The following is a 21,466-nucleotide window of genomic DNA, read 5'->3' as shown; positions in this document are numbered from 1 at the left end:
GAATATATACGTTATTAGTGTTATGAAAGAGAAGAATATCATATTGACAGCACGCATCATGAGCATGATCTTCACGCCCTTCTATCTGCCGATGGTAGGACTGATTGCTCTGTTCATCTTCAGTTATATGTCGCTGTTACCGATAGGATACAAACTGGTGATGCTGGGCATGGTCTACCTCCTGACCGTCGTAGCTCCATCGCTACTCATCCACCTCTACCGCATGGTTCAAGGCTGGACCTCGCGTGAGCTGGGCAAGAAGGAGCGTCGTATTGTGCCTTACATCCTCTCTATCGTATGTTACTTCGGCTGTTTTTTCTGGATGGAATACCGCAATACGCCTCGCGTCATCAGTATCATCGTAGTGGTAGCGCTGGCGATACAGATGATTTGCGCCTTCATCAATGTATGGTGGAAGATCAGCACCCATACGGCAGCCATCGGAGGTGTGGCAGGAGCTCTGGTGTCTTATTCTGTAGCCTTCAATTTCAATCCGCTGTGGTGGCTCTGCCTTGTGCTGATGATGGCAGGCGCAGTAGGAAGTGCCCGCATGATACTCCGACAACATACGCTGTCACAGGTAGTTGCAGGATTTCTGATAGGCACCGCCTGTGCTATTTTGGTAATATAAAGTTTATAATAAAATATAAGAAGAAATGAAACCATTAGTAAGCATTATTATGGGCAGTACAAGCGATCTGCCTGTTATGGAAAAAGCATGTAAGTGGTTGAACGACAACCAGATTCCTTTCGAGGTTAATGCCCTCTCTGCTCACCGCACTCCAGATGCAGTAGAGTCATTCGCCAAGGGAGCCAAGGAGCGTGGCGTGAAGGTTATCATCGCCGCTGCCGGTATGGCTGCCGCCCTTCCTGGTGTTATCGCAGCATCTACTCCTCTGCCAGTAATCGGCGTGCCTATCAAGGGTATGCTCGATGGTCTTGATGCCATGCTCAGCATCATCCAGATGCCTCCTGGCATTCCTGTGGCTACTGTTGGTGTGAATGCGGCTCAGAACGCTGCCATCCTCGCTGCTGAAATGATTGCCCTTGCCGACGAGGAAGTGGCTCAGAAGGTAGAGGCTTGGAAGGCGGGTCTCGGTGCCAAGATCGAGAAGGCCAACAAGGACCTGGCTGAGGTGAAATACGACTTCAAGTGTAATTAATCTAATATGTGATATGCCCCATTCTTTTGGGGCATATCTTATCTTATATATTATGGTAGATTTATTCAATTATACCCGCCGTGCCTCTTCTGTGGCACATATCGGAGCCATCGACCTGGGTGGCGATAATCCTATCCGCATTCAGTCGATGACCACCACCAACACCAATGATACCGAGGCTTGCGTGCGACAGGCTGAGGAGATTATCAAGGCTGGTGGCGAACTGGTGCGCTTCACCACTCAGGGTTCCCGCGAGGCAGAGAACATGAAAAACATCAATGCCGGCATCCGTGCCGACGGCTATCAGACTCCGCTCGTAGCCGATGTTCATTTCAATCCTAACGTTGCCGATGTGGCTGCTCTCTATTGTGAGAAAGTGCGCGTCAATCCTGGCAACTACGTGGATCCTGCCCGCAAGTTCATCAAGCAGGAATATACCGACGAGGAGTATGCCCACGAACTTCAGAAGATTGAGGATCGCTTTGTACCTTTCCTCAACATCTGCAAGGAGCATCATACTGCCATCCGCATCGGTGTGAATCATGGTTCACTCTCCGACCGCATCCGTAACCGCTACGGCGATACGCCAGAGGGCATCGTAGAGAGCTGTCTCGAGTTCCTGCGCATCTGCAAGAAGGAGAATTTCCACGATGTGGTTATCAGCATCAAGTCATCCAACACCGTTGTGATGGTTCGCTCCATGCGCCTCCTGGTAGAAGAAATGGAGAAGGAAGGCATGAACTACCCACTCCACCTCGGCGTAACCGAAGCCGGCGAAGGCGAGGATGGCAGAATCAAGAGTGCCGTAGGTATCGGTGCCCTCCTGGCTGATGGCATCGGCGATACCGTTCGTGTAAGCCTGAGCGAGGAACCGGCTGCAGAGATTCCTGTGGCACGCCATCTGGTAGATTACATCGGCAAGAAGAAGGGGCATCTGATGATTCCTGCCACAGCTTGTCCTTCATTCAACTGGCTGCGCCCTACCCGCCGCGAAACCGTGGCTGTAGACAATATCGGCGGCAGCAACGTTCCGGTGGTTATCAGCAACCGAATCAACGGCGAGAGCACCGCTTGTGAGAACAAGGATGCTACGCCAGACTATATCTACATCGGCGGCAAGATGCCTAAGCAGTTTGTGGCTGACCAGAGCTACATCGTAGATTACAACGTTTACGAGACGCTGAACAGCAAGCCAGAGACGACTGGTGCCAAGCTCTACCCTATCTTCCCTGCCATGGCAATGCCGCTCATCGCCAGCATCAAGGCAGACGTGAAGTTCCTCACCCTGCAGTTTGGAACTCCTGCCGAGGAATATATCGCCTGTCTGAAGGCTCATCCAGAGGTGGTGGTTATCTGCGTAAGCAATCATCAGAACCGCCTGGGCGACCAGCGTGCATTGGTTCACGAGATGATGAATGCCGGCTTGAAGAACCCTGTGGTTTTCGCCGAGATGTACCAGCACGGCAAGGAGGAGAAGAGCGACTTCCAGCTGGAGGCTGCTGCTGATATGGGAGCCTTGATGATTGATGGTCTGACCGATGGTATCTGGCTGATGAACAATGGAGACATCCCTGCCCAGACAATAGATGAAACCGCTTTCGGAATACTTCAGGCAGCCCGTCTGCGCACCAGCAAGACCGAGTATATCAGTTGTCCGGGATGCGGCAGAACCCTCTACGACCTTCGTGAAACCATCGCCAAGATCAAGGAGGCAACCAAGCATCTCAAGGGTCTGAAGATAGGTATCATGGGCTGTATCGTGAATGGTCCAGGCGAAATGGCGGATGCCGATTACGGCTACGTAGGTGCCGGTCCTAACCGAGTAAGCCTCTACCGCAAGCAGGTTTGCGTAGAAAAGAATATTCCGCAGGAGGTGGCAGTAGAGCATCTACTCGCCCTCATCGACTCGGACAAGCAATAATGATTTAGGCACGGATTACACAGATTACACGACTCTTTATTAGAGATTATGATATGGTTTATTAGCAGTTGCGCCATAAATCCGTGTAATCCGCGTAATCCGTGCCTAATTTATACCCGCCCCTAATCACTCCCCATTCCTAATCCATAGTGCCTTCAAAAGTTCAGGAATGAATGTTATCTTTAAGTTAATCTCCACCTCTTTATATGGCTCTTTCACAAAAAAAATGTATCTTTGCAACTGTAATCATCAAAAACAGAAAAGATTATGGCAAATACTAAACTGCTCCTGGTAGAGGATGATGAAAACCTCGCCTATATGGAGAAAAGTTGCTTCGAAGATATCATCGGAGGATATGAGGTGAAAACCGCCGTAAACGGCAAAGAAGGACTGAAGGTGTGGCAAGACTTTCAGCCCGATGTTATCGTATCTGATATCGACATGCCCATCATGGACGGAATAGAAATGGTAAAGAAAATACGCGAGGTTGACGGAAAAACCATAATTCTGTTTACCACCGGACTCACCTCGCCGAAAGACCTGAAGGCAGGTTATGCCGCCGGGGCCAACAACTATGTGAAGAAACCGTTTATTCCGGAAGAGCTTGATGCTCATATACATAGCCTGCTCCAACTGAAAGCCGGAGCTCGCAGCGAAAACGCCAGCAACCAGATAAAACTGGGTAAATACATTCTAGATGCCGACCATGCTACTCTGAAAGATACGCAGGATGGTAAACAGAAAATGCTCACCGCACGAGAGGCAAAGATTCTGGAACTGCTGGCAGTAAACAAAAACGAGGTGGTGCGCCGCGAAGCCGTATTGAGCCGGTTCTGGGGAGTGGAAGACAAAGACTATTTTGCTTCCAGAAGTTTGGATGTATTCATCAAGAAAATCCGCACAGCGCTGGAAGACGAACCGGGCGTAGAACTGAAAACCATCAGAGGTGTGGGATTCAAACTCATCGCAGAATAAACGCATCTCAAGCCTCAGAAAATCAGTAAAACGAATCATCTCTATACGGAATGATAGAAAAGAAAACAGATTATTAAAGACAAACATATATGTTAAAAGCGATACTATACTTCTTTCTCCTGATAGCTGAATTTTTCATCACTATCCTGATAAGCGGTTTCTGCTTTGGCCTGTATTATGCCTATATAGGTAGTGATCACATGCCAGGCAACAGCAAGGGAGATATGACTACAACAGAAACGTTTCCTTTCATCATAGCTTTCACCCTGATAGCTACACTCATCATCTGGTTTACCTTTCATAAAGGCAAGTTTTCGAGTTTTACGCTTGGCAAGGTAAAGCCAGAGAGCAAATGGCAACTCATGCTCTACGGCTCTATGCCGATGCTGGGCTTTATCATCGCCTATTATGCCCTGATGAGCTACTTAGGCATTCATTTTATACCTAAAGAAATGAGCCAGTTCGGCTTTTTCCAGATTCTCCCACTGATGCTGGTAAGCACATTTATCTCAGCCTACGTTTTCTATGGTGCCATTCTGGAAGAACTTCTGAAAAGCGGAAAGAAGAAATGGATCGTTCTGCTTGTATATTTGCTCATGATTATGCCAACTACGCTGACAGCAGGTTCGGGCGAGGGAATGGCACTCTGGATATTTTACGTCCTGGCAGCCCTCCCATGCACCTTATACGGTTTCTGGCTTTACTGCAAAACCCGAAGTTCCATCGTTATATTTGCGGTTTATCTCATATCCAATATGGTTCCGTTCAACCTGGGCAGCAACTGGGTTACCATCCTAGTATGCATCCTGGGACTGGGCATGATGGGCTATGGATTCTATCTTCTCAAGAAGAATATAGAACCATTGCTGATACAAGAGGATGAGGAAATAAAAGAATACTAAAACCACCTGATTATGAAGGCAAATAGAACCAAAATGCTCGGTACGATGGCACTGGTAGCCGTACTATGCATGCAACTTTTCTGGATATACAACTCATTCCAAATGAGCGTTCACCAGATGGGCTACGATAATCCATGGAGTCTGGCAGCCGATGTGAGGGCGCATGCCTTTTTCTCGGCACTCTACCAGAGTCGCATCACCCTGCTCACTTCTCTACTCACCATGGTGGTCATTATTCTGAGCCTTATCGACCAAATCAACTATATCGATGAGCAGGAAAGGGTTCGACTGCTGCGCGAGGACTTCTCCTATGCGATGGTTCACGACATGAAGTCGCCGCTCACCTCTATCATCATGGGAACCAAATATCTGCACAGCGGCGTACTGGAGAAGAAGCCGGAAATGAAGGAGAAATATTTCTGTATCGTAGAAGACGAGGCACAGCATCTGCTTGCTCTCATCAACCGCCTGCTTACCATCTCAAAACTGGAACATGGTAAACTGAGTATCCAGAAGGCTGAAATAAATCTGGAGGCGATGATAGAGGATGTGGTGGATAAATACAAGGCGAAATCGGCGAAACCGATTCATATCACAACCCTATTCGGAGCCACTTCGGCACTGGCAGATGAGGAATATCTGAAGGAGGCTATCAGCAATATAGTAGATAACGCCACCAAATACTCGAAGGAAGAAATCAACATTCAGATTTCCACCTCCGAGAATGACAGAAATGTATATATCAAGATATACGATGAGGGTATCGGCATAGCCAGAAGTGAGATGAAAACAATCTTCAACCGCTTTGAGCGTGCTGCTGAGCACGAAAGAGACGCCCGGAAGACCCGTGGCGGCTTCGGTATCGGCCTGAACTACGTGCTGCAGGTAATCAATGCCCATGGCGGCAAAGTAAGCGTAAAGAGCGAAAAAGACAAATGGTCGGAGTTCACCATATCGCTGCCGAAATAATCAGCTTGCACAGCCATATTAATAACAAAGCTCCCGATGCATCATGCACCGAGAGCTTTGTTTTATCTTATTTCACGATTGAAGAAACCGGATTTCTCACACCCTTCATTCCTACGAGGAATGCCTTGGCAGCACCAAACTTGAGGAACATATCCAAACGGATAGGAATATGATTCTCATCATCGGTTACATAGAAATCTACGATTCTCTTATACTTGCGATTCTCATACTCCATATAGGCAAGACGCAGGCAACGGTACTTCACACCATTATCTGCCTTGATGGTAACCTTACCATCAAACTTTATCTGAGCTGGAGTGCGGTTCTTTCCATCAGCAATAGGGAATTTTACGGTATAACCCTTCTTCCAGTTGGCAGGATCGAAACTGCGGGCACGCAGGAAGATGTTCATCATGTCAAAAACACAATCATCGTAGGTGGCATTCTTCCATACATGCTTACCATCATGCTGCTGACGGTGCTGTTTGAGATGACACCTACCGCCAGAATAGCTGTAGAATACCTCATCTACCGTATAGCGCTTGCCCTCGTGAGCTCCCTTACGGAAATACATAGGCGCCAAATCGGTGCCGCTGTAGCAGAGCAGAGTGTCGCGAAGCACAAAGATATCATCTACACGCTTATTGCCTCTTGTAACAAGAGAACCGCGATAAGCAGGCTTACCATGACGGGTGGTTTGGACGATAGACATACTGGCATTACCAGCTTTTACCCAAACAAACTTCCAGTTATAATACAGATTGTAAGTAAGGAACTCACCTGACTTGAAGGCTGTATTACGGAAGGTACACTGGGCAGACACCGTAGTGCTGACCAGAAGTAGCAATAATGCAATCCCGAATGATTTAATCGTTTTCATAACTCTTTATAATTTAGGAATGTACTCGATGCCAAGTTTCTTGGCACGTTGCGCATTCTGGTTCTTAACTTTCTTTTCTTTATCAGGCTTCTGCTTGGTAATGGCACCAGGCTTCTGACGAGAGAGTTCGCGGACCGTAGGATCCCAACTCTCGGTTAAATCCCATTTAGCCTTGCATTCTATCACGTCTGGATAGTAATACACCTCTTCTGCCTGTTCATCCTTATCATAGCAGCCTGTATCCCACTTGCCGTTGCCGTTGCGGTCTACTATCAGACGCATGTAATACTTCTCCGGCTTGAGATAATAGAATTCGGCTACTCCGTTCACTGCCTTCACTTCTTTCACCACCTGATCCTGCGCATTGAGTAGCTGAACGAGGAGCGGATAATTGCCGAAATCGTGCGTTACATTAATGAGCAGCGTACCGTAAGTATCCAGGGAATTGACCTTGAAACCTTGTTTTACAGGTTTAGATACAAGTCCGTAGATGTCCTGGAACGCGGCAGAATCAACCTCCAGACTATATTCTATGTCCGGACGCCACTCGCCTCTCAGAATATACTTGCGGTTGCCCAGCGGCTTAAACTCCATCGGCGCCCTATACCATAGCGTATCATGCTTGGCATAGAGATGAATGCCTGCCGTATCGGCCTTGGCAAGCGGCGTATTGAAGGTGAAGATAACATTCTTGTCAGGATCGAGCTGAGAAGAGACACTCATCTGAACATCAAGCGGTTTTACAGCCATCACGCTATCATAAGGTTCACCCTTCTTCTTCAGTTTTTCCTGCTTCTTGGTCCATTTCTCCAGTTCCTTAGCCTGCGCCTTCATACGCTTTTCGTAAGGTTCCTTCGAAAGAATTTCGAGCGTATCAGTCTGGTTGCGGAGCACGCCCGTACTGTCTGTCATACGGTAAGTAAGCTCTATATTCAGCGTATCCTGGTTGACCAGCGCCGTATCCTTGAGCCAATAGGTAAGCGTATCGTTCTTCTCCGATTTTTCCAGAATAAAGGCATTTTTCTCATTAAAATTCAAGCCCTTGATCTGTGGCAGGATAGAATCACCATAACTGTAATAGAGCGAGAAACAGTTGGCCTTCTGACGCTCTGCCTTGAGGAAGAAGCGGTCGGAAACCAGTTCGGTAAAGGCACGGAGCACTACATTATCCGGTAGGAAATGAGTATAATTAACCTGATCTATCGACTTGATATGCAAGGAATCAATCCATGTAGTATCCTGTCGTACATCCGGCTTGCTTGACGGCACGATAATATCATGAGAAAAAGCGAGTTTTTCGCTTTTCTGGCTGAACATATAGTTGCCATCCATATCCTGCAGGGCATAGATGCGGTAAGAGCCCGGAGCCACACCTTTTATGACGAAGCGACCACGGCTGTCGGTACGGCTTACACGCAGCATAGGCTTGGTCTTGAAGGCTGAATCGGCATGATCAGCGTAAAGACCTACCAGAATACCCTTAATAGGCTCCAGATTCTCCGATTCGAGCACATATCCCGACACCTCCATCGTATCGATGACCTCGCCGGTAGAGAAACTGTAGGTATAGTTTCCCATCGGATTGCCCTCGTTATTATCGCTGATGGCATCGGAAAAGTCGATGGTATAGGTAGTATTCGGCTTGAGCGAATCTACCAGAGAAATCTGAATATGCTTGCCCGAAGCCTTGATTTCAGGCACTTCGAGCTGCGGAGGCGAAACAACCACTTTCTCGGTAGGATTATCTACCTTGATATATTCGTCGAAATAGATATTCACCTTCTTCTGCTTCACATTTACGCCCTTATCGGCTGGCGAAGCTCCAATCACCTTAGGAGGAGTTTCGTCGAACCAACCACCATCCGGCTGTCCCATCTTGGCACAGGATGCCAACATGAGGAAAGCTAAGACGTAGAAAGGCAGAAACAGTGAATTTGCCTTCAACTTGCTCTTTATGTCGTTCAATTGAATCATTCTTTATATCTTCTTAATATCGCAGCATCACTTCAACTTCAGACGGAAGAAGCATGCTGCTTGTTTTATTTGTTCATCATGAGCATCTCATCAATGTTCTTGCGGCTGTTGCTCAAGCGTGGAATCTTATGCTGTCCACCTAACTTGCCCTTGCTCTTCAGCCATTCATTGAAGAGTCCCGGCTTGGCCTTCACTATCTCCAGATGCTGGAGGGTAACGTCGTGAAAGCGCTTGGCCTCGTAATCGCTGTTGATTTCCTGCAGCTTCTGGTCTAACAGACTGGCAAATTCATCGAGGCTGGCTGGCTCCTGAGAGAACTCTATGAGCCACTGGTGACGGCACTTGGCATTACTGTCCATATAAACCGGCGCAGCGGTATAATCAGAAACCTGAGCACCAGTCTTCTCGCAGGCATAAGCCAATCCCTTCTCGGCATTATCCATGATCAGTTCCTCGCCAAATGCATTAATAAAGTACTTGGTACGGCCGGTAATGACAAACTTATAAGGATTCTTGCTGGTAAACTGAACCGTATCGCCGATGAGATAGCGCCACAAACCACAGGAAGTGGTGATGATCATAGCGTAGTTCTTGCCTACCTCAACACCCCAGAGAGGCACAACGGTAGGATTCTCGCTGCCGAATTCGTCCATAGGGATAAACTCGTAGAATACATCATAATCTATCATAAGCGACATGGCTGGGTCTGCCGGATCATCCTGCAGTCCGAAGAATCCCTCGCTGGCATTATAAGTCTCCATATAATGCATGTTCGGCGAAGTGATGAGCTGTTCATACTGCTTGCGGTAAGGAGTAAAGGCAATACCGCCATGGAAGAATACCTCCAGATTAGGCCATACCTCTTCCAGATGCTTCTTGCCGGAAAGTTCCATGACACGCACCAGCACACTAAGCATCCAGCTTGGAACACCCGAGATATTGGTTACGTTCTTATTCATCGTTTCGCGGGCAATAAGGTCGCGTTTCACTTCGAAATCGCTCAGGAGAGCAGTTGACTTCTTAGGAACACGCACCAGATTGGCAAGCGGATTGATATTTTCGATGAGGATAGCGCTCAGGTCACCCACCAGACTATCCGACACATTATAGTTAGGCGAATGGCTTCCACCTAAGATAAGGCTCTTGCCATCAAAGAGTCTGCTCTTCGGATTATTGCGCAGATAATAGGCTACGGCATCAAAGCCTCCGGCATAATGAATGCCATGCAAGCCATCATGAGAAACCGGGATAAACTTACTCTTATCGTTGGTGGTGCCAGATGACTTGGCGTACCATTTTACCAGTCCCGGCCATAGAATATCCTTTTCGCCATGACGCATACGGTCGATATCCCCCTTCAACTCCTCGTAGGTATTGACAGGAATATTCTGTGCAAATTTATCATAACTGTTGGTGGTATTTAATAAATGCTTGACACCATATTCAGTATTTTTTCCTTTATTTATAAGGTGCATAAGCACTTTATGCTGCAAATGTTCTGCATCATAGACATACTTCTCCAACTCCTTCTGCCGAGGTTTGAAGACGTTACTTACTATCGTTGTTAAACTCATATCTAGATATATATCATTTAAGTAGATGCAAAAGTAAATCAAACTTTTGATATAGAGAAAGTTTTTACTATTTTTTAATACAAAAGGGTAAGATAAAGTATACAAAAAGGAAATATACAACACAAAAGACTCCCATAAGTGGCGATATTTACCATCTTATGGGAGTCTTCTGTAAAATCGTATTTCCTATCCGGAAAGAGATACAGTTTACTCATCGTTACCGAAAGCAGCCGCTTCGGCAGCGGCAATAATCTCTTCTCTTGATAATTCCTTAGGCTGAGCCGTGATGTCGCTCAAATCGAACTCATCACTCTCCTTCTTTTCATCCTTCACCTCGACCTGCACTTCAGTTTTCTGGGCAGTTTCGGCAGATTTCTCTGTGAAAACCTCCTCTTTGAAAACATTGATGTGCTTCTCCTCTACCGGTGCGTTTTGTGCATCAGCATCCTGCGAGATGATGAAATCGTCTTTCACTTCTGTGTTAGGCACGTTTTCAACAGGTTCCTCTTCCATCTTGGTGCGGTTAGCCTTAGCTGTGAACACAGCATCAATATACTGTGGTTCTTTGCGCAGTTTTTCCAAGCTAGTCTTAGAAGCCACCTGCTGGCTTTCCTTCTTGGAATAGCCCTTTCCTACTCCACCTTCAACACCTTCGAGTACAACCTGATAGGTGAAAATCGGGCTACCATTCTTGTCTTTTTGCTGGTCTAGCATAACGAAATCCAGCTTCACGCGGTTTTTCTGGCTCCATTCGATGAGTTTGCTCTTGAAGTTAACCTCCTTATAAGCCACCTTATCGATGTTTATCATTTGTGCCAGAATACGTTTCTGCATAAAATACATGCAGGCATCGTAACCACGGTCCAGATAAATGGCACCTACCAAAGCTTCGAACGCATTTCCTCCCATATAACTGTTATGAGAAGAACTGTGGCCATTAGAAAGAATCAGCTGGTTGATGCCCATTTCCTGTGCCAGTTTATTCAGCGTATCACGCTGCACTAACTTGCTTCGGGTATTGGTAAGGAATCCCTCACGCTTGCCAGGGAAATGCTGGTACACGATATCTCCTACTACAGCATCCAAAACCGCATCACCCAAGAACTCCAACCGCTCGTTGTTCACTGGTTTTCCCTTAGAATTGCGGTGCATGATGCTCTTGTGCAACAGCGCCATCTTGTAGTAGCTGATGTCGTGAGGATAAAAACCGAGGATTTCATATAAAGACAAATAAAGCTCTTTATCCTTGCGGAAAGAGAGCTTTATCCTATCTATAAAATTATTCAGCATACTTCTTGAATACTACACAGCAGTTGTGACCGCCGAATCCGAAAGTATTACTCAATGCAGCACGAACCTCACGCTTCTGAGCTTTGTTGAAGGTAAAGTTCAAGTTGTAATCGAGCTCTGGATCATCATCACCCTCTTCGTGGTTGATAGTAGGAGGAACAATATCGTTCTTCACACTAAGAACACAAGCCATAGCCTCTACTGCACCAGCAGCACCAAGGAGGTGACCAGTCATTGACTTGGTAGAACTGATGTTGAGCTTGTAAGCTGCATCACCGAAGACAGCCTTGATAGCCTTAGCCTCTGAGATATCACCTACGTGGGTAGATGTACCGTGAACATTGATATAGTCAATGTCCTCTGGCTTCAGATTGGCATCAGCAAGTGCACGCTCCATAACGAGCTTAGCACCAAGACCCTCAGGATGAGATGCTGTGATGTGATAAGCATCGGCACTCTCGCCCTCACCTACCATCTCAGCATAAATCTTCGCACCACGAGCCTTAGCGTGCTCAAGTTCCTCGAGAATCAAGCAACCTGCACCCTCGCCCATGATAAATCCATCACGGCTTGCGCTGAACGGACGTGAAGCATGCTCTGGGTCATCATTACGTGTTGACAATGCATGCATAGCATTGAAACCACCTACGCCACAAGCGCAGATAGCAGCCTCTGCACCACCGCTAACGATGATGTTTGCCTTACCCAAACGAATCAGGTTGAAGGCATCAGCCAATGCATTGCTTGAAGAAGCACATGCAGATGTAGTAGTGTAGTTTGGTCCGTGGAATCCAAAGTGGATGGAAATCTGACCTGAAGCGATATCTGCAATCATCTTAGGGATGAAGAATGGGTTAAACTTAGGACCATTCTCCTCGTGAGTACCATAGTACTTCACCTCATCCTCGAAAGTCTTGATACCACCGATACCTACACCGAATACAACGCCAACGTTGTTCAAGTCTTCCTTCTCAAGATCGATATTAGCATCCTTTACACCCTGCATGGCAGCAATCATAGCCAACTGGGTATAACGGTCAAGCTTGCGAGCTTCCTTACGATCAATCCAATCATTGATGTTCAGGCCTTTAACCTCGCAAGCGAACTTGGTCTTGAAAAGGGTTGTATCGAAATGAGTAATAGGCGCAGCACCGCTCTTACCAGCAAGGAGGCTCTCCCAAGTTTCCTCAGGAGTATTACCAACTGGAGTCACAGCACCGAGACCTGTTACAACAACTCTCTTTAATTCCATTTAGTATAATTTAGCTGCTAAATTACTTAGCGTTCTCCTCAATGTAAGAGATAGCGTCACCTACAGTAGCAATCTTCTCAGCCTTATCGTCTGGGATAGAGATAGAGAACTCCTTCTCGAACTCCATGATCAACTCTACAGTATCCAAAGAATCTGCACCAAGATCATTTGTGAAGCTTGCCTCTGGCTTAACTTCAGCCTCATCAACACCGAGTTTATCAACGATAATTGCCTTTACTTTGCTTTCAATTTCTGACATAATTGTAACTTTTAAAATGTTTATAAATCAATTTCTAATTAAAAATCTGGGTGCAAAGGAACACTTTTTTTTTGAGATAAACAAATATTTTGGCGAAAAAAGTGCATTATTGTGCACAAACACCCCCTAATTGTGCATATTTTTGGCATTTTTTTCCTTTTTTGTTGGTCGTTTCAGATTATTTTGTTACTTTTGTACGGTATTAATTAAACATTTAAATCCATTATGACATTTACAGAAAAAGCCAATAAGATATTTAATCAGGCGATAGCCGATTATCATATCAAAGACAACATTGATACACCAATCAATAATCCATATCAGGAAGGTAGCATCGAGAACTGCCTTTATCTGAAGTGCTGGATTGACACTGTACAGTGGCATTTCGAGGATATTATCCGTGATCCTCAGATAGACCCGGCTGAAGCACTCGTATTGAAGCGCAGAATCGACAAGAGCAACCAGGACAGAACAGACCTCGTTGAGCAAATCGATACTTACTTCCGCGAAACATACAAAGACGTGAAGGTTCAGGATGATGCACGCATCAACACTGAGAGTCCTGCATGGGCTGTTGACCGCTTGAGTATTCTTGCCCTCAAGATTTATCACATGAAGGAGCAGGTGGAACGCCCAGAAGCTTCGGCTGAGCACAAAGCGAAATGCCAAGCCAAACTGGATGTCCTCCTGGAACAGCAGGTAGACCTTTCTACAGCTATCGACCAACTCTTGGAAGATATCGAGGCTGGACGCAAATACATGAAGGTTTACCGACAGATGAAGATGTACAACGATCCTTCAACCAATCCTGTACTCTACAAGAAATAAAAAAAACAGAATAGGAGAGCGCATATACCTTATTATATAATAAGAGGTATGGCTCTCTTTTTTCACCTTATATTATATATAGAAGAAAAAACGATGAAAACTGAGCATATCCTGGTAATTAGATTTTCAGCCATGGGCGATGTAGCCATGACCGTACCTGTAATTCAATCTTTGGCCAAACAATACCCGAAAGTAAGAATTACTGTGCTCAGTCGTCCCTTTGCCCGTCCTTTCTTTGAAGACTTGGCTCCTAACGTTGGCTTTATGGAAGCTGATATCAAGGAGGAATACAAAGGGGTGAAAGGACTCAACGCACTCTATCGCCGATTGATAGCCAAACAGTTTACAGCAATTGCCGATTTACATAGCGTGCTGCGTTCCGATTATCTGCGTATGCGCTTCAACCTGGATAACTTCAAGGTTGCACATATTGACAAACATCGCAAGGGAAAACGCAAGCTGGTAGCTTCTAATGGTAAAAAACTTGTGCAGCAACCTACATCATTCCAAAACTATGCTGATGTTTTTGCACAACTTGGATATCCTATCCACATGGATTTCACATCTATCTATGGGGATGGAAAACAAGGAGATTTAAGTATCTTACCACAGGAGGTATTCGGAGTAGGAGAGAATGCTATCTCACTAGAAGACAAGCATATAACAGAGCCGTGGATTGGTATTGCTCCCTTCGCTGCACACGAGGGAAAAATATATCCTATACAACTGATGGAAAAAGTTATCCAGCGACTTATCCACAATCATCCACACGCTCATATCTTCCTTTTCGGTGGAGGTAAAGACGAAACACCAGTGATGAACGACTGGGCTGAGAAGTATCCACAGCTCATTAACGCTTCTTCTCATCTTAACGGATTGAAACAGGAACTCATCCTGATTAGTCATCTGCACGTTATGGTGAGCATGGATAGTGCCAATATGCACTTGGCATCGCTTGTTAACACTCCTGTAGTAAGCATCTGGGGAGCTACCCATCCATACGCAGGTTTCATGGGCTGGCATCAGGATCCTGCCAATGCCGTACAGCTTGACTTACCTTGCCGCCCTTGCAGTATCTATGGTAACAAGCCTTGCGCTAGGGGAGACTTCGCATGTATGAAGAATATCTCTCCTGAACTGGTAACAGAAAAAATTGATTCTGTTTTGAACAAAAGATAGGGAATCAGAACTTCTATATATAATATTATATCAGAAACCTATATATAAATAGGTATAGAATAGAAAGAAACAGATGGAAATCCTATAACCAAAAACTACCATATAAATAACTCAGACCAGAGAGCAGAATATCCTGATGGATTTCTGCTCTTTTTTGTTTTCCACAAAAGCGTGGATAAGTGTACGGAAAACCCCAATAATAACTTTTTAATAAGTTTGTAAATATCCACACATACCTATCTCAAACCAACGAAAAGAGGATATCCACATAGATATTATTAAGTTTTTAGAAACTTTTTCGCAGTTTTTGACCGAAAAAAGATATAAACTTATTAACTTTGCACCGAATTGGGGAAATGTTGATAAACCGGTTAATGCATTAAGAGACAAGAAAAAGATTTCAAAGGCCTCTGCGGATAAACTGGAATAAGACTTGGATAACGAAATACGCAAGTTTTTATGCAGAATGTTATCCACTTATCCACGGCATATCATCATCTCTATATTCTCTTTTTAAAAAATAAAAAATAAGAAATATAATATGAATGTTATGGTGAAAAAAGAATGGATTGAGAAAGGATACGTTGACGAACCCGTTGACGAAGCCTTGGACTTGAAAGCTGAAATCAGAAAGCTTTGCAAGGAGAAAGATGCTATTATCCTCGCCCACTACTATACGGTAGGTGAGATTCAGGACATCGCCGACTTTGTTGGCGACTCTCTGGCTTTGGCTCGTAAAGCAGCTGAAACCGATGCCCAGGTAATGGTTATGTGTGGCGTGCACTTCATGGCTGAGACATGCAAACTCTTGAGTCCTGACAAAACCGTGATCTGTCCTGACTTGAATGCTGGTTGCTCGCTTGCTGACAGCTGTAAGGCTGAGGATTTGAAAAAGTACAAGGAAGAGCATCCAGGATATAAGGTTGTGAGTTATGTAAACACCACGGCTGCAGTGAAGGCGCTGACAGATTGTGTAGTGACAAGCGGTAATGCTAAGAAGGTGATTGACAGTTTTCCACAGGACGAAAAAATCATCTTTGGTCCAGACTATAATCTCGGTAACTATATAAACAGCGTTACAGGCCGCAATATGTTGCTTTGGAACGGTGGTTGCCATGTACATGAGAAATTCTCTGTAGAGGCTATAGTTAAACTGAAGCAGAAGCATCCTGAGGCTGTTGTGATGGCTCACTTGGAGTGTAAGGCACCAGTACTTGCTGTAGCCGATGTAAAGGGCTCTACAGCCACCATGTTACATTATGCCCAAGAGCATCCTGAAATCAAGGAGTATATTATCGCTACAGAGGCTGGTATCCTGCATGAGCTGGTACGTAATTGTCCTAACGTAATTTTCTATCCCGTACCTCCAGAGGTAAGCGAGGGTGGAGTAGGTTGCAGCTGCAACGAGTGTGAGTATATGAAGATGAATACGCTCAAGAAGATATACAATGCATTGAAATTTGGTTGGCCAACAGTTGAAGTGGCTCCTGAAATAGCGAAGAAAGCGGTCAAACCAATAGAAAAGATGTTGTCACTATCGTAGAATAATGTGGTGAAAATTATAAGATTGGTGGTAAAATTTGTTTTTTATGGGTGAAAAAATCATATTTCGCTACCATAAAATGTATAATTTACGACTTTATAGACAAAAATCGTCGTATCTTTGCATCAGTTAAAACAAACGGACGTTGTGAAACGTCATTTCATCATCTTTTACTTATACAAATAATATTAGAAAATTTAATCTAATTATAAAGATAGAGCGTTCAAGTGATTTGAATGCTCTATTTTTGTTTATATAGGATTTTCTCTTATTCCTCTGTATGCTAATCCGGATGGGAGAAATCTTTATGCTTTCATTCATTTATTTCTTGATAAGAAAGAGAAGTGCAATTCGTCCTACGTATGTACCTATCATCTTTCTGAACATCATATATTTCTTGGTATATTCTTTGTTCGGAAGAGGATATAACCCATGTTTCCTTAATTTTCTGATGGCATGATTCAAGGATATCAACGAATGTTTCAAGCGGATATTGTTAACCAGATAATCCATCGAGAGCTGGGCTATACGGCGGTTGAGTGCCTGGCGCTCTGCTACAGGAACCGTATCGAGCAACTTCTGAAGATGTAGAATCACCTCCAGTTTATTGTCCATGTGGATATCTATCTTATCCTTATTTTCTAATTCACCAGGTGCGTATTTGTCCACTCTATTATAATAAGGTGAGGTCTGAGTCTTGAATATTCGTTCTGCCCGTAAGAAGAGTTGTGGTGTGAATTCCTCGTCCTCGCCGAAACTGATGTTTGGTGAGAATAACAGGCTACCCACAATGGCGCGGCGGAATATATAGGAACAGGCTGAGCCTAAAAGGGTATTGTTGTTGAGGTATTCTGTGCCGCTGATTGGGGTAGGGAGTTCGTAAGATGGTTCTCCTGTTTCATCCTTGCTGAAACAGAATGTAACGATATCTGGTTCGTGGAATCTCACGATGTCAAGGCAATGTTCATAGGTTGGCTGAAGAAGATAATCATCTCCTTCTATAAACTGGATGTATTTTCCTTTGGCTAAGTATATGCCATAGTTGCGTGCCATACTGCTGCCTAAGCCTGGTAATCTTAAATAGAGCAGGTTATCCAGCAACTCTTTTATCTGGCTGGCTACCAATTCTTCGCTACCATCATCAACGAGAATTATTTCCCTCTCTTTGGCATTGAGCGAAAGCTGAAGGATACTATTGATGCATTCTACAAGATGTTCCTTCTGATGGTTGCTTGTAGTAATGATGAAACTCACCAATGGTGAAGATATCTCTGATATTAATTCTTTCTGCATAAGTTATTCTTTTTTATGACTGCAAAGATAATAAAAAGATTTAATTTACGTATTAATAGTAGTACAAAAAACATAAAAATGGAAATAGTTTGTTCTACTGATAGTAAATATATCATGCCGACCGGTATCATGTTGACCTCTTTGTTTGAGAGCAACAGAGGAGAAGTTGTCAATGTACATCTCTTGCATGATCAGAATTCTGCTGCATTATTGAATCCTATCAGAACCATAGCTGCCCGTTATCAGCAAACAATTCATTTCTATCTTATCAGCGATGAGATTTTCAAACATTTTCCAGTTGGTCTGGATTTTCAAGTAGATCATGTAGGAACTTCGTTTGCTACTTATTATCGTTTATATCTTACGGAAATTCTGCCTGCTGATATTGATAAGGTTATCTATCTAGATGGCGATATTCTGGTTGTGGATAAACTTGTTAAATTGTGGAATACTTCTGTTGAAAACTATGCAATTGCCGCTGTTCCAGATAGTTATAATAATAAGATAGAACACTATAATCGCTTGCGTTATCCCCAAACTTTGGGATATTTTAATGCAGGTATGTTAGTTGTCAATCTGAAATATTGGCGTGAAAAGCAGGTGCTTCTCAAATTCTTTGATTATGTGAAATCTAATACGGAAAGGTTGAGATGTCATGATCAGGATGTACTGAACTATCTGTTTAAGAATTCTAAGTTGGTATTACCTATCAGATATAATGTACTGAATGAGTATTGGTTTGATTTGCGTTATTCTCTTATCTCCTGGGAATTTGATGAACAGATATTGGAAGCTCAGGCTCATCCGGCCATCATCCATTTTACGGGTATTCCTAAACCATGGTATAAGAACTGCAAGCATCCATGGAAAAAGGAATTTGATAAGTATAAAGCGATGAGTCCTTGGCGTGATGAAAAAGAAAAGCGCTGGATGCCATTGAAGTTCTGCCTGGAGAAAATGGCCATAAAACTGGTGGTAAGCATGGGACTGCGCAAATCTGATTATATTGTAGAAAATAGGTATATTGAATTGTCTTAAGTTTCTTATATTCAAGTATCTTATAAATAAGTATCATATAAAGTTATGAAGATTCTGTTGGTAGGTGAGTCTAGTTTGCTACATAATACTCTCAAAAAGGGATTAGTAGAACTTGGACATCAGGTAACGCTGATGTCCGACGGCAATGATTGGCACAACTCTCCTCGTGACATCGACTTGCGCCGTAATATGGAGCGTTATGGAAGATGGAGCGGGCTTATGGTGTTGTGGAAAATAGTCTGCAATCTTCATAAGATATGTGGAAATGATATTGTTCAGGTGCATAACTATCAGTTTGTGCCTTTGATGGGTTGGTGGAACATGCTGGTATTCTGGTTTCTCAAGTTTACCAATAAGCGAATCATTAAAGGCTGTTTTGCCGATGACCCACATCTGTTCAGACAACAGGCCCAGGGTATTCCAGCTTATTCTGATACTTTTTGGAATGGTAAATTACAGAATATCGAGGAGAATAAAGAGCGTATGGCTTTTCATTTCATGCCTCAGTTTGATAAGTGCTGGCATACTGTATCTTATCATTCTGATGCTTTGATAGCCTGTCTTTATGAATATTACCTCTGTTACGATGTTTCTGAATTTCATAAAAAACTCTACTATATTCCTCTTCCGATGATAATTCCTGTAGTGGATAAAAAACGTCAGAAAGGGAATGGTGAGGTTATCAAAGTGCTTGTAGGTTTACAACCCAAGCGCGAGTATCTGAAAGGTGCTTTAAAGATAGCTCATTTTGTGGAAATTCTGGCAAAGAAATATCCTGGTAAGATAGAACTCAAATATGTAGAAGGAGTAGCTTATGATGAATATTGCCGGATGCTGGATGAAGCAGATGTTCTGGTAGATCAGTTTTACAGTTATACTCCATCCATGAATTCGTTGGCAGCCATGGCACGTGGTACTGTGGTTATCGGTGGAGGAGAGGAAGAATATTATGAGTTCATTGGCGAAACAGAATTACGTCCTATTATCAATGTGAGTCCTGAGTATTCAGAATCTCAGAATGTGGCAATCATCGAGCAGGCTTTCTTTACTTCTGGACATTTATCATATCTCTCGCGTCAAAGCATAGCTTTCGTTATGAAATACCATGATTATCGGAAGGTGGCAAAAGAGTATGAACAAATGTATTTACAACATTTATAATAAATTGAAATGCAGATTTTTAAATACTTTCTGAGATATATGAATACGAAGAAGGCTTTGTCTCGTTGGACAGTCTTTTATGTGGGATTACTGATAGTTTCGGTAATCTATAATAGTATCTATACTTTCCAGTTTTTTGATTTTTCCGATTTATTTATCAATTATCAGGGTGGATTTATCCGTAGAGGGTTGCTCGGAGAAATATTCTATCAGTTTTATCTCAAGGGAATAAATCCTGTCTATTTAGCTTATATAATCAGTTTACTATCATATATTGTTATAGTTGTGTATATGATACGCAACTTTCGTAAGCATGGTTATGCTTTAGAGTTTTTACCAGTTTCCTTCTTATTGGGTGGGGTAGGTATTTTTGGTTTGGCTTTCTTTAGAAGAGATTTTATCATAATGTGTATATTTCTTCTAATCGTAAAACTTTGGAAGTCTTTACCTTTTCGTTGGTGGGTGTTGTGTGGTAATATATTGGCAATCTTAGCTGTGTTATGCCACGAACCCTTTGCTTTTTGGGCTTTTCCACTCCTGTTGTTGATAACTCGTTTAAAAGTTCGTTATTTGTGGAAAACTATCTGTTGTTGGATACCATCTATGCTAGTATTTTTACTCTGTCTTCATTTTTCAGGAAGTATGGAACAATATCTTTTGATACGTAAAAGTACTGAACCTTTCTTGGAATTTCCAAATGTGATGGATTTTCTTTCATATGATAAAGGATATGTTATGTTATTTCATCTTCATTATAATTTCTTGGATAAGGTATTCCATATTCCTAATATAATAGGTAGTGTGGTTAGTATAGTTTTGGCTATCTATATGAATACGATGATAAATACTGTGTATTGTTCTTCTAGTGATAAGAATCGGCAAGAAAACCTGTGTTATAGTACTTTATTTTTAGGGATTATGGTATGTTTAATTCCTATGTTTACTATATTGTCAACAGACTATACTCGTATCATCATGTATGCTTCTTTATCTTCTTACATCGTGTTATTTACTCTAAAGGAGGAAGATTTTAATGAATTGTTATCAAGTCTTTTGACGGGATACGTAGCTCACTTTTTGAAATGGATCAATCGAATTTTACCGCCATCTTATACTAAGATATGGTTACTGTTACTATGTGTGGGTACTGTAGAATGGACAGGTCAGGGTACATTTGGTCTGTTAAGAAACTCTGAGATAGGAAATGCTTTGTTGGTTATATATAAAGTTTCATTAAAGATAATAAGTTTTCTATAGTGATATGT

The 21,466-nt window shown here is 43.4% G+C and carries 19 protein-coding genes; 12 read left to right on the top strand and 7 right to left on the bottom strand.

Annotated features, from left to right (window positions below; translation table 11 throughout):
• Positions 1–22: 22 nt before the first annotated feature.
• The 6 genes from FO447_RS12310 to FO447_RS12285 all read left to right on the top strand — a co-directional run bounded on the left by FO447_RS12310 (position 23) and on the right by FO447_RS12285 (position 5,930).
• Positions 23–631, top strand: a complete 609-nt coding sequence (locus FO447_RS12310; protein ID WP_006848251.1) for a phosphatase PAP2 family protein — start codon at positions 23–25, stop codon at positions 629–631.
• 25 nt (positions 632–656) lie between these two features.
• Positions 657–1,163, top strand: coding sequence for a 5-(carboxyamino)imidazole ribonucleotide mutase (gene purE / locus FO447_RS12305; RefSeq protein ID WP_006848250.1), 507 nt, complete (start codon positions 657–659; stop codon positions 1,161–1,163).
• Between the two features lie 52 nt (positions 1,164–1,215).
• Entirely contained in the window at positions 1,216–3,084 is a 1,869-nt protein-coding gene (locus FO447_RS12300; RefSeq protein WP_200756557.1) for a 4-hydroxy-3-methylbut-2-en-1-yl diphosphate synthase, read from the top strand.
• 267 nt (positions 3,085–3,351) lie between these two features.
• Positions 3,352–4,059, top strand: coding sequence for a response regulator transcription factor (locus FO447_RS12295; protein WP_022120513.1), 708 nt, complete (start codon positions 3,352–3,354; stop codon positions 4,057–4,059).
• A gap of 89 nt (positions 4,060–4,148) precedes the next feature.
• On the top strand, positions 4,149–4,961 hold the full coding sequence (locus tag FO447_RS12290; RefSeq protein WP_200756555.1) for a hypothetical protein: 813 nt from the start codon (positions 4,149–4,151) through the stop codon (positions 4,959–4,961).
• Positions 4,962–4,973: 12 nt separating this feature from the next.
• Positions 4,974–5,930, top strand: a complete 957-nt coding sequence (locus tag FO447_RS12285) for a sensor histidine kinase (RefSeq protein ID WP_200756553.1) — start codon at positions 4,974–4,976, stop codon at positions 5,928–5,930.
• Between the two features lie 67 nt (positions 5,931–5,997).
• On the opposite strand, the gene FO447_RS12280 is transcribed toward FO447_RS12285, so the two are convergent.
• The 6 genes from FO447_RS12280 to FO447_RS12255 form a co-directional block, all read right to left on the bottom strand.
• A complete protein-coding gene (locus FO447_RS12280; RefSeq protein WP_117728219.1) occupies positions 5,998–6,810 on the bottom strand; it encodes a DUF3108 domain-containing protein in 813 nt (270 codons plus the stop codon).
• A gap of 6 nt (positions 6,811–6,816) precedes the next feature.
• On the bottom strand, positions 6,817–8,784 hold the full coding sequence (locus tag FO447_RS12275; protein WP_118416261.1) for an Ig-like domain-containing domain: 1,968 nt from the start codon (positions 8,782–8,784) through the stop codon (positions 6,817–6,819).
• A gap of 65 nt (positions 8,785–8,849) precedes the next feature.
• Positions 8,850–10,358 carry a GH3 auxin-responsive promoter family protein gene (locus FO447_RS12270; RefSeq protein WP_117695485.1) on the bottom strand — a complete coding sequence of 503 codons (1,509 nt, stop codon included), beginning with the start codon at positions 10,356–10,358 and terminating at the stop codon, positions 8,850–8,852.
• Positions 10,359–10,565: 207 nt separating this feature from the next.
• Positions 10,566–11,648 (bottom strand): ribonuclease III, encoded by a 1,083-nt coding sequence (rnc, locus tag FO447_RS12265; protein WP_118065500.1) that lies wholly within the window; start codon positions 11,646–11,648, stop codon positions 10,566–10,568.
• Positions 11,638–12,900, bottom strand: coding sequence for a beta-ketoacyl-ACP synthase II (gene fabF / locus FO447_RS12260; protein WP_006848241.1), 1,263 nt, complete (start codon positions 12,898–12,900; stop codon positions 11,638–11,640). Before fabF ends, rnc begins: the two co-directional genes overlap by 11 nt.
• A 22-nt stretch (positions 12,901–12,922) precedes the next feature.
• On the bottom strand, positions 12,923–13,159 hold the full coding sequence (locus FO447_RS12255; RefSeq protein WP_006848240.1) for an acyl carrier protein: 237 nt from the start codon (positions 13,157–13,159) through the stop codon (positions 12,923–12,925).
• 225 nt (positions 13,160–13,384) lie between these two features.
• Between FO447_RS12255 and FO447_RS12250 the strand changes: the two genes are divergently transcribed.
• From FO447_RS12250 to nadA, 3 genes are all read left to right on the top strand, one after another.
• Positions 13,385–13,987 carry a DUF4254 domain-containing protein gene (locus FO447_RS12250; protein WP_006848239.1) on the top strand — a complete coding sequence of 201 codons (603 nt, stop codon included), beginning with the start codon at positions 13,385–13,387 and terminating at the stop codon, positions 13,985–13,987.
• 93 nt (positions 13,988–14,080) lie between these two features.
• Positions 14,081–15,166 (top strand): glycosyltransferase family 9 protein, encoded by a 1,086-nt coding sequence (locus FO447_RS12245; protein WP_118254459.1) that lies wholly within the window; start codon positions 14,081–14,083, stop codon positions 15,164–15,166.
• A 550-nt stretch (positions 15,167–15,716) separates the two neighbouring features.
• Positions 15,717–16,709 (top strand): quinolinate synthase NadA, encoded by a 993-nt coding sequence (gene nadA, locus FO447_RS12240; RefSeq protein ID WP_200756551.1) that lies wholly within the window; start codon positions 15,717–15,719, stop codon positions 16,707–16,709.
• Positions 16,710–17,030: 321 nt separating this feature from the next.
• On the opposite strand, the gene FO447_RS12235 is transcribed toward nadA, so the two are convergent.
• Positions 17,031–18,002, bottom strand: coding sequence for a glycosyltransferase family 2 protein (locus tag FO447_RS12235; protein ID WP_118065495.1), 972 nt, complete (start codon positions 18,000–18,002; stop codon positions 17,031–17,033).
• A gap of 78 nt (positions 18,003–18,080) precedes the next feature.
• Here FO447_RS12235 and FO447_RS12230 point away from each other — a divergent pair, with 78 nt between their 5' ends.
• From FO447_RS12230 to FO447_RS12220, 3 genes are read left to right on the top strand one after another with little or no spacing between them, the layout of a single operon-like run.
• Positions 18,081–19,040: a glycosyltransferase family 8 protein gene (locus tag FO447_RS12230; RefSeq protein ID WP_182384244.1), complete on the top strand. Its 960-nt coding sequence runs from the start codon at positions 18,081–18,083 to the stop codon at positions 19,038–19,040.
• Between the two features lie 45 nt (positions 19,041–19,085).
• A complete protein-coding gene (locus tag FO447_RS12225; protein ID WP_200756549.1) occupies positions 19,086–20,201 on the top strand; it encodes a glycosyltransferase in 1,116 nt (371 codons plus the stop codon).
• A gap of 39 nt (positions 20,202–20,240) precedes the next feature.
• Entirely contained in the window at positions 20,241–21,458 is a 1,218-nt protein-coding gene (locus FO447_RS12220) for a hypothetical protein (protein ID WP_200756547.1), read from the top strand.
• Positions 21,459–21,466: the final 8 nt, after the last annotated feature.

It is taken from the genome of Segatella copri, assembly GCF_015074785.1.
Taxonomy (GTDB): domain Bacteria; phylum Bacteroidota; class Bacteroidia; order Bacteroidales; family Bacteroidaceae; genus Prevotella.
The sequence above is the reverse complement of the archived record's forward strand: the minus strand, read 5'-3'. Positions and strand labels throughout refer to the sequence as shown.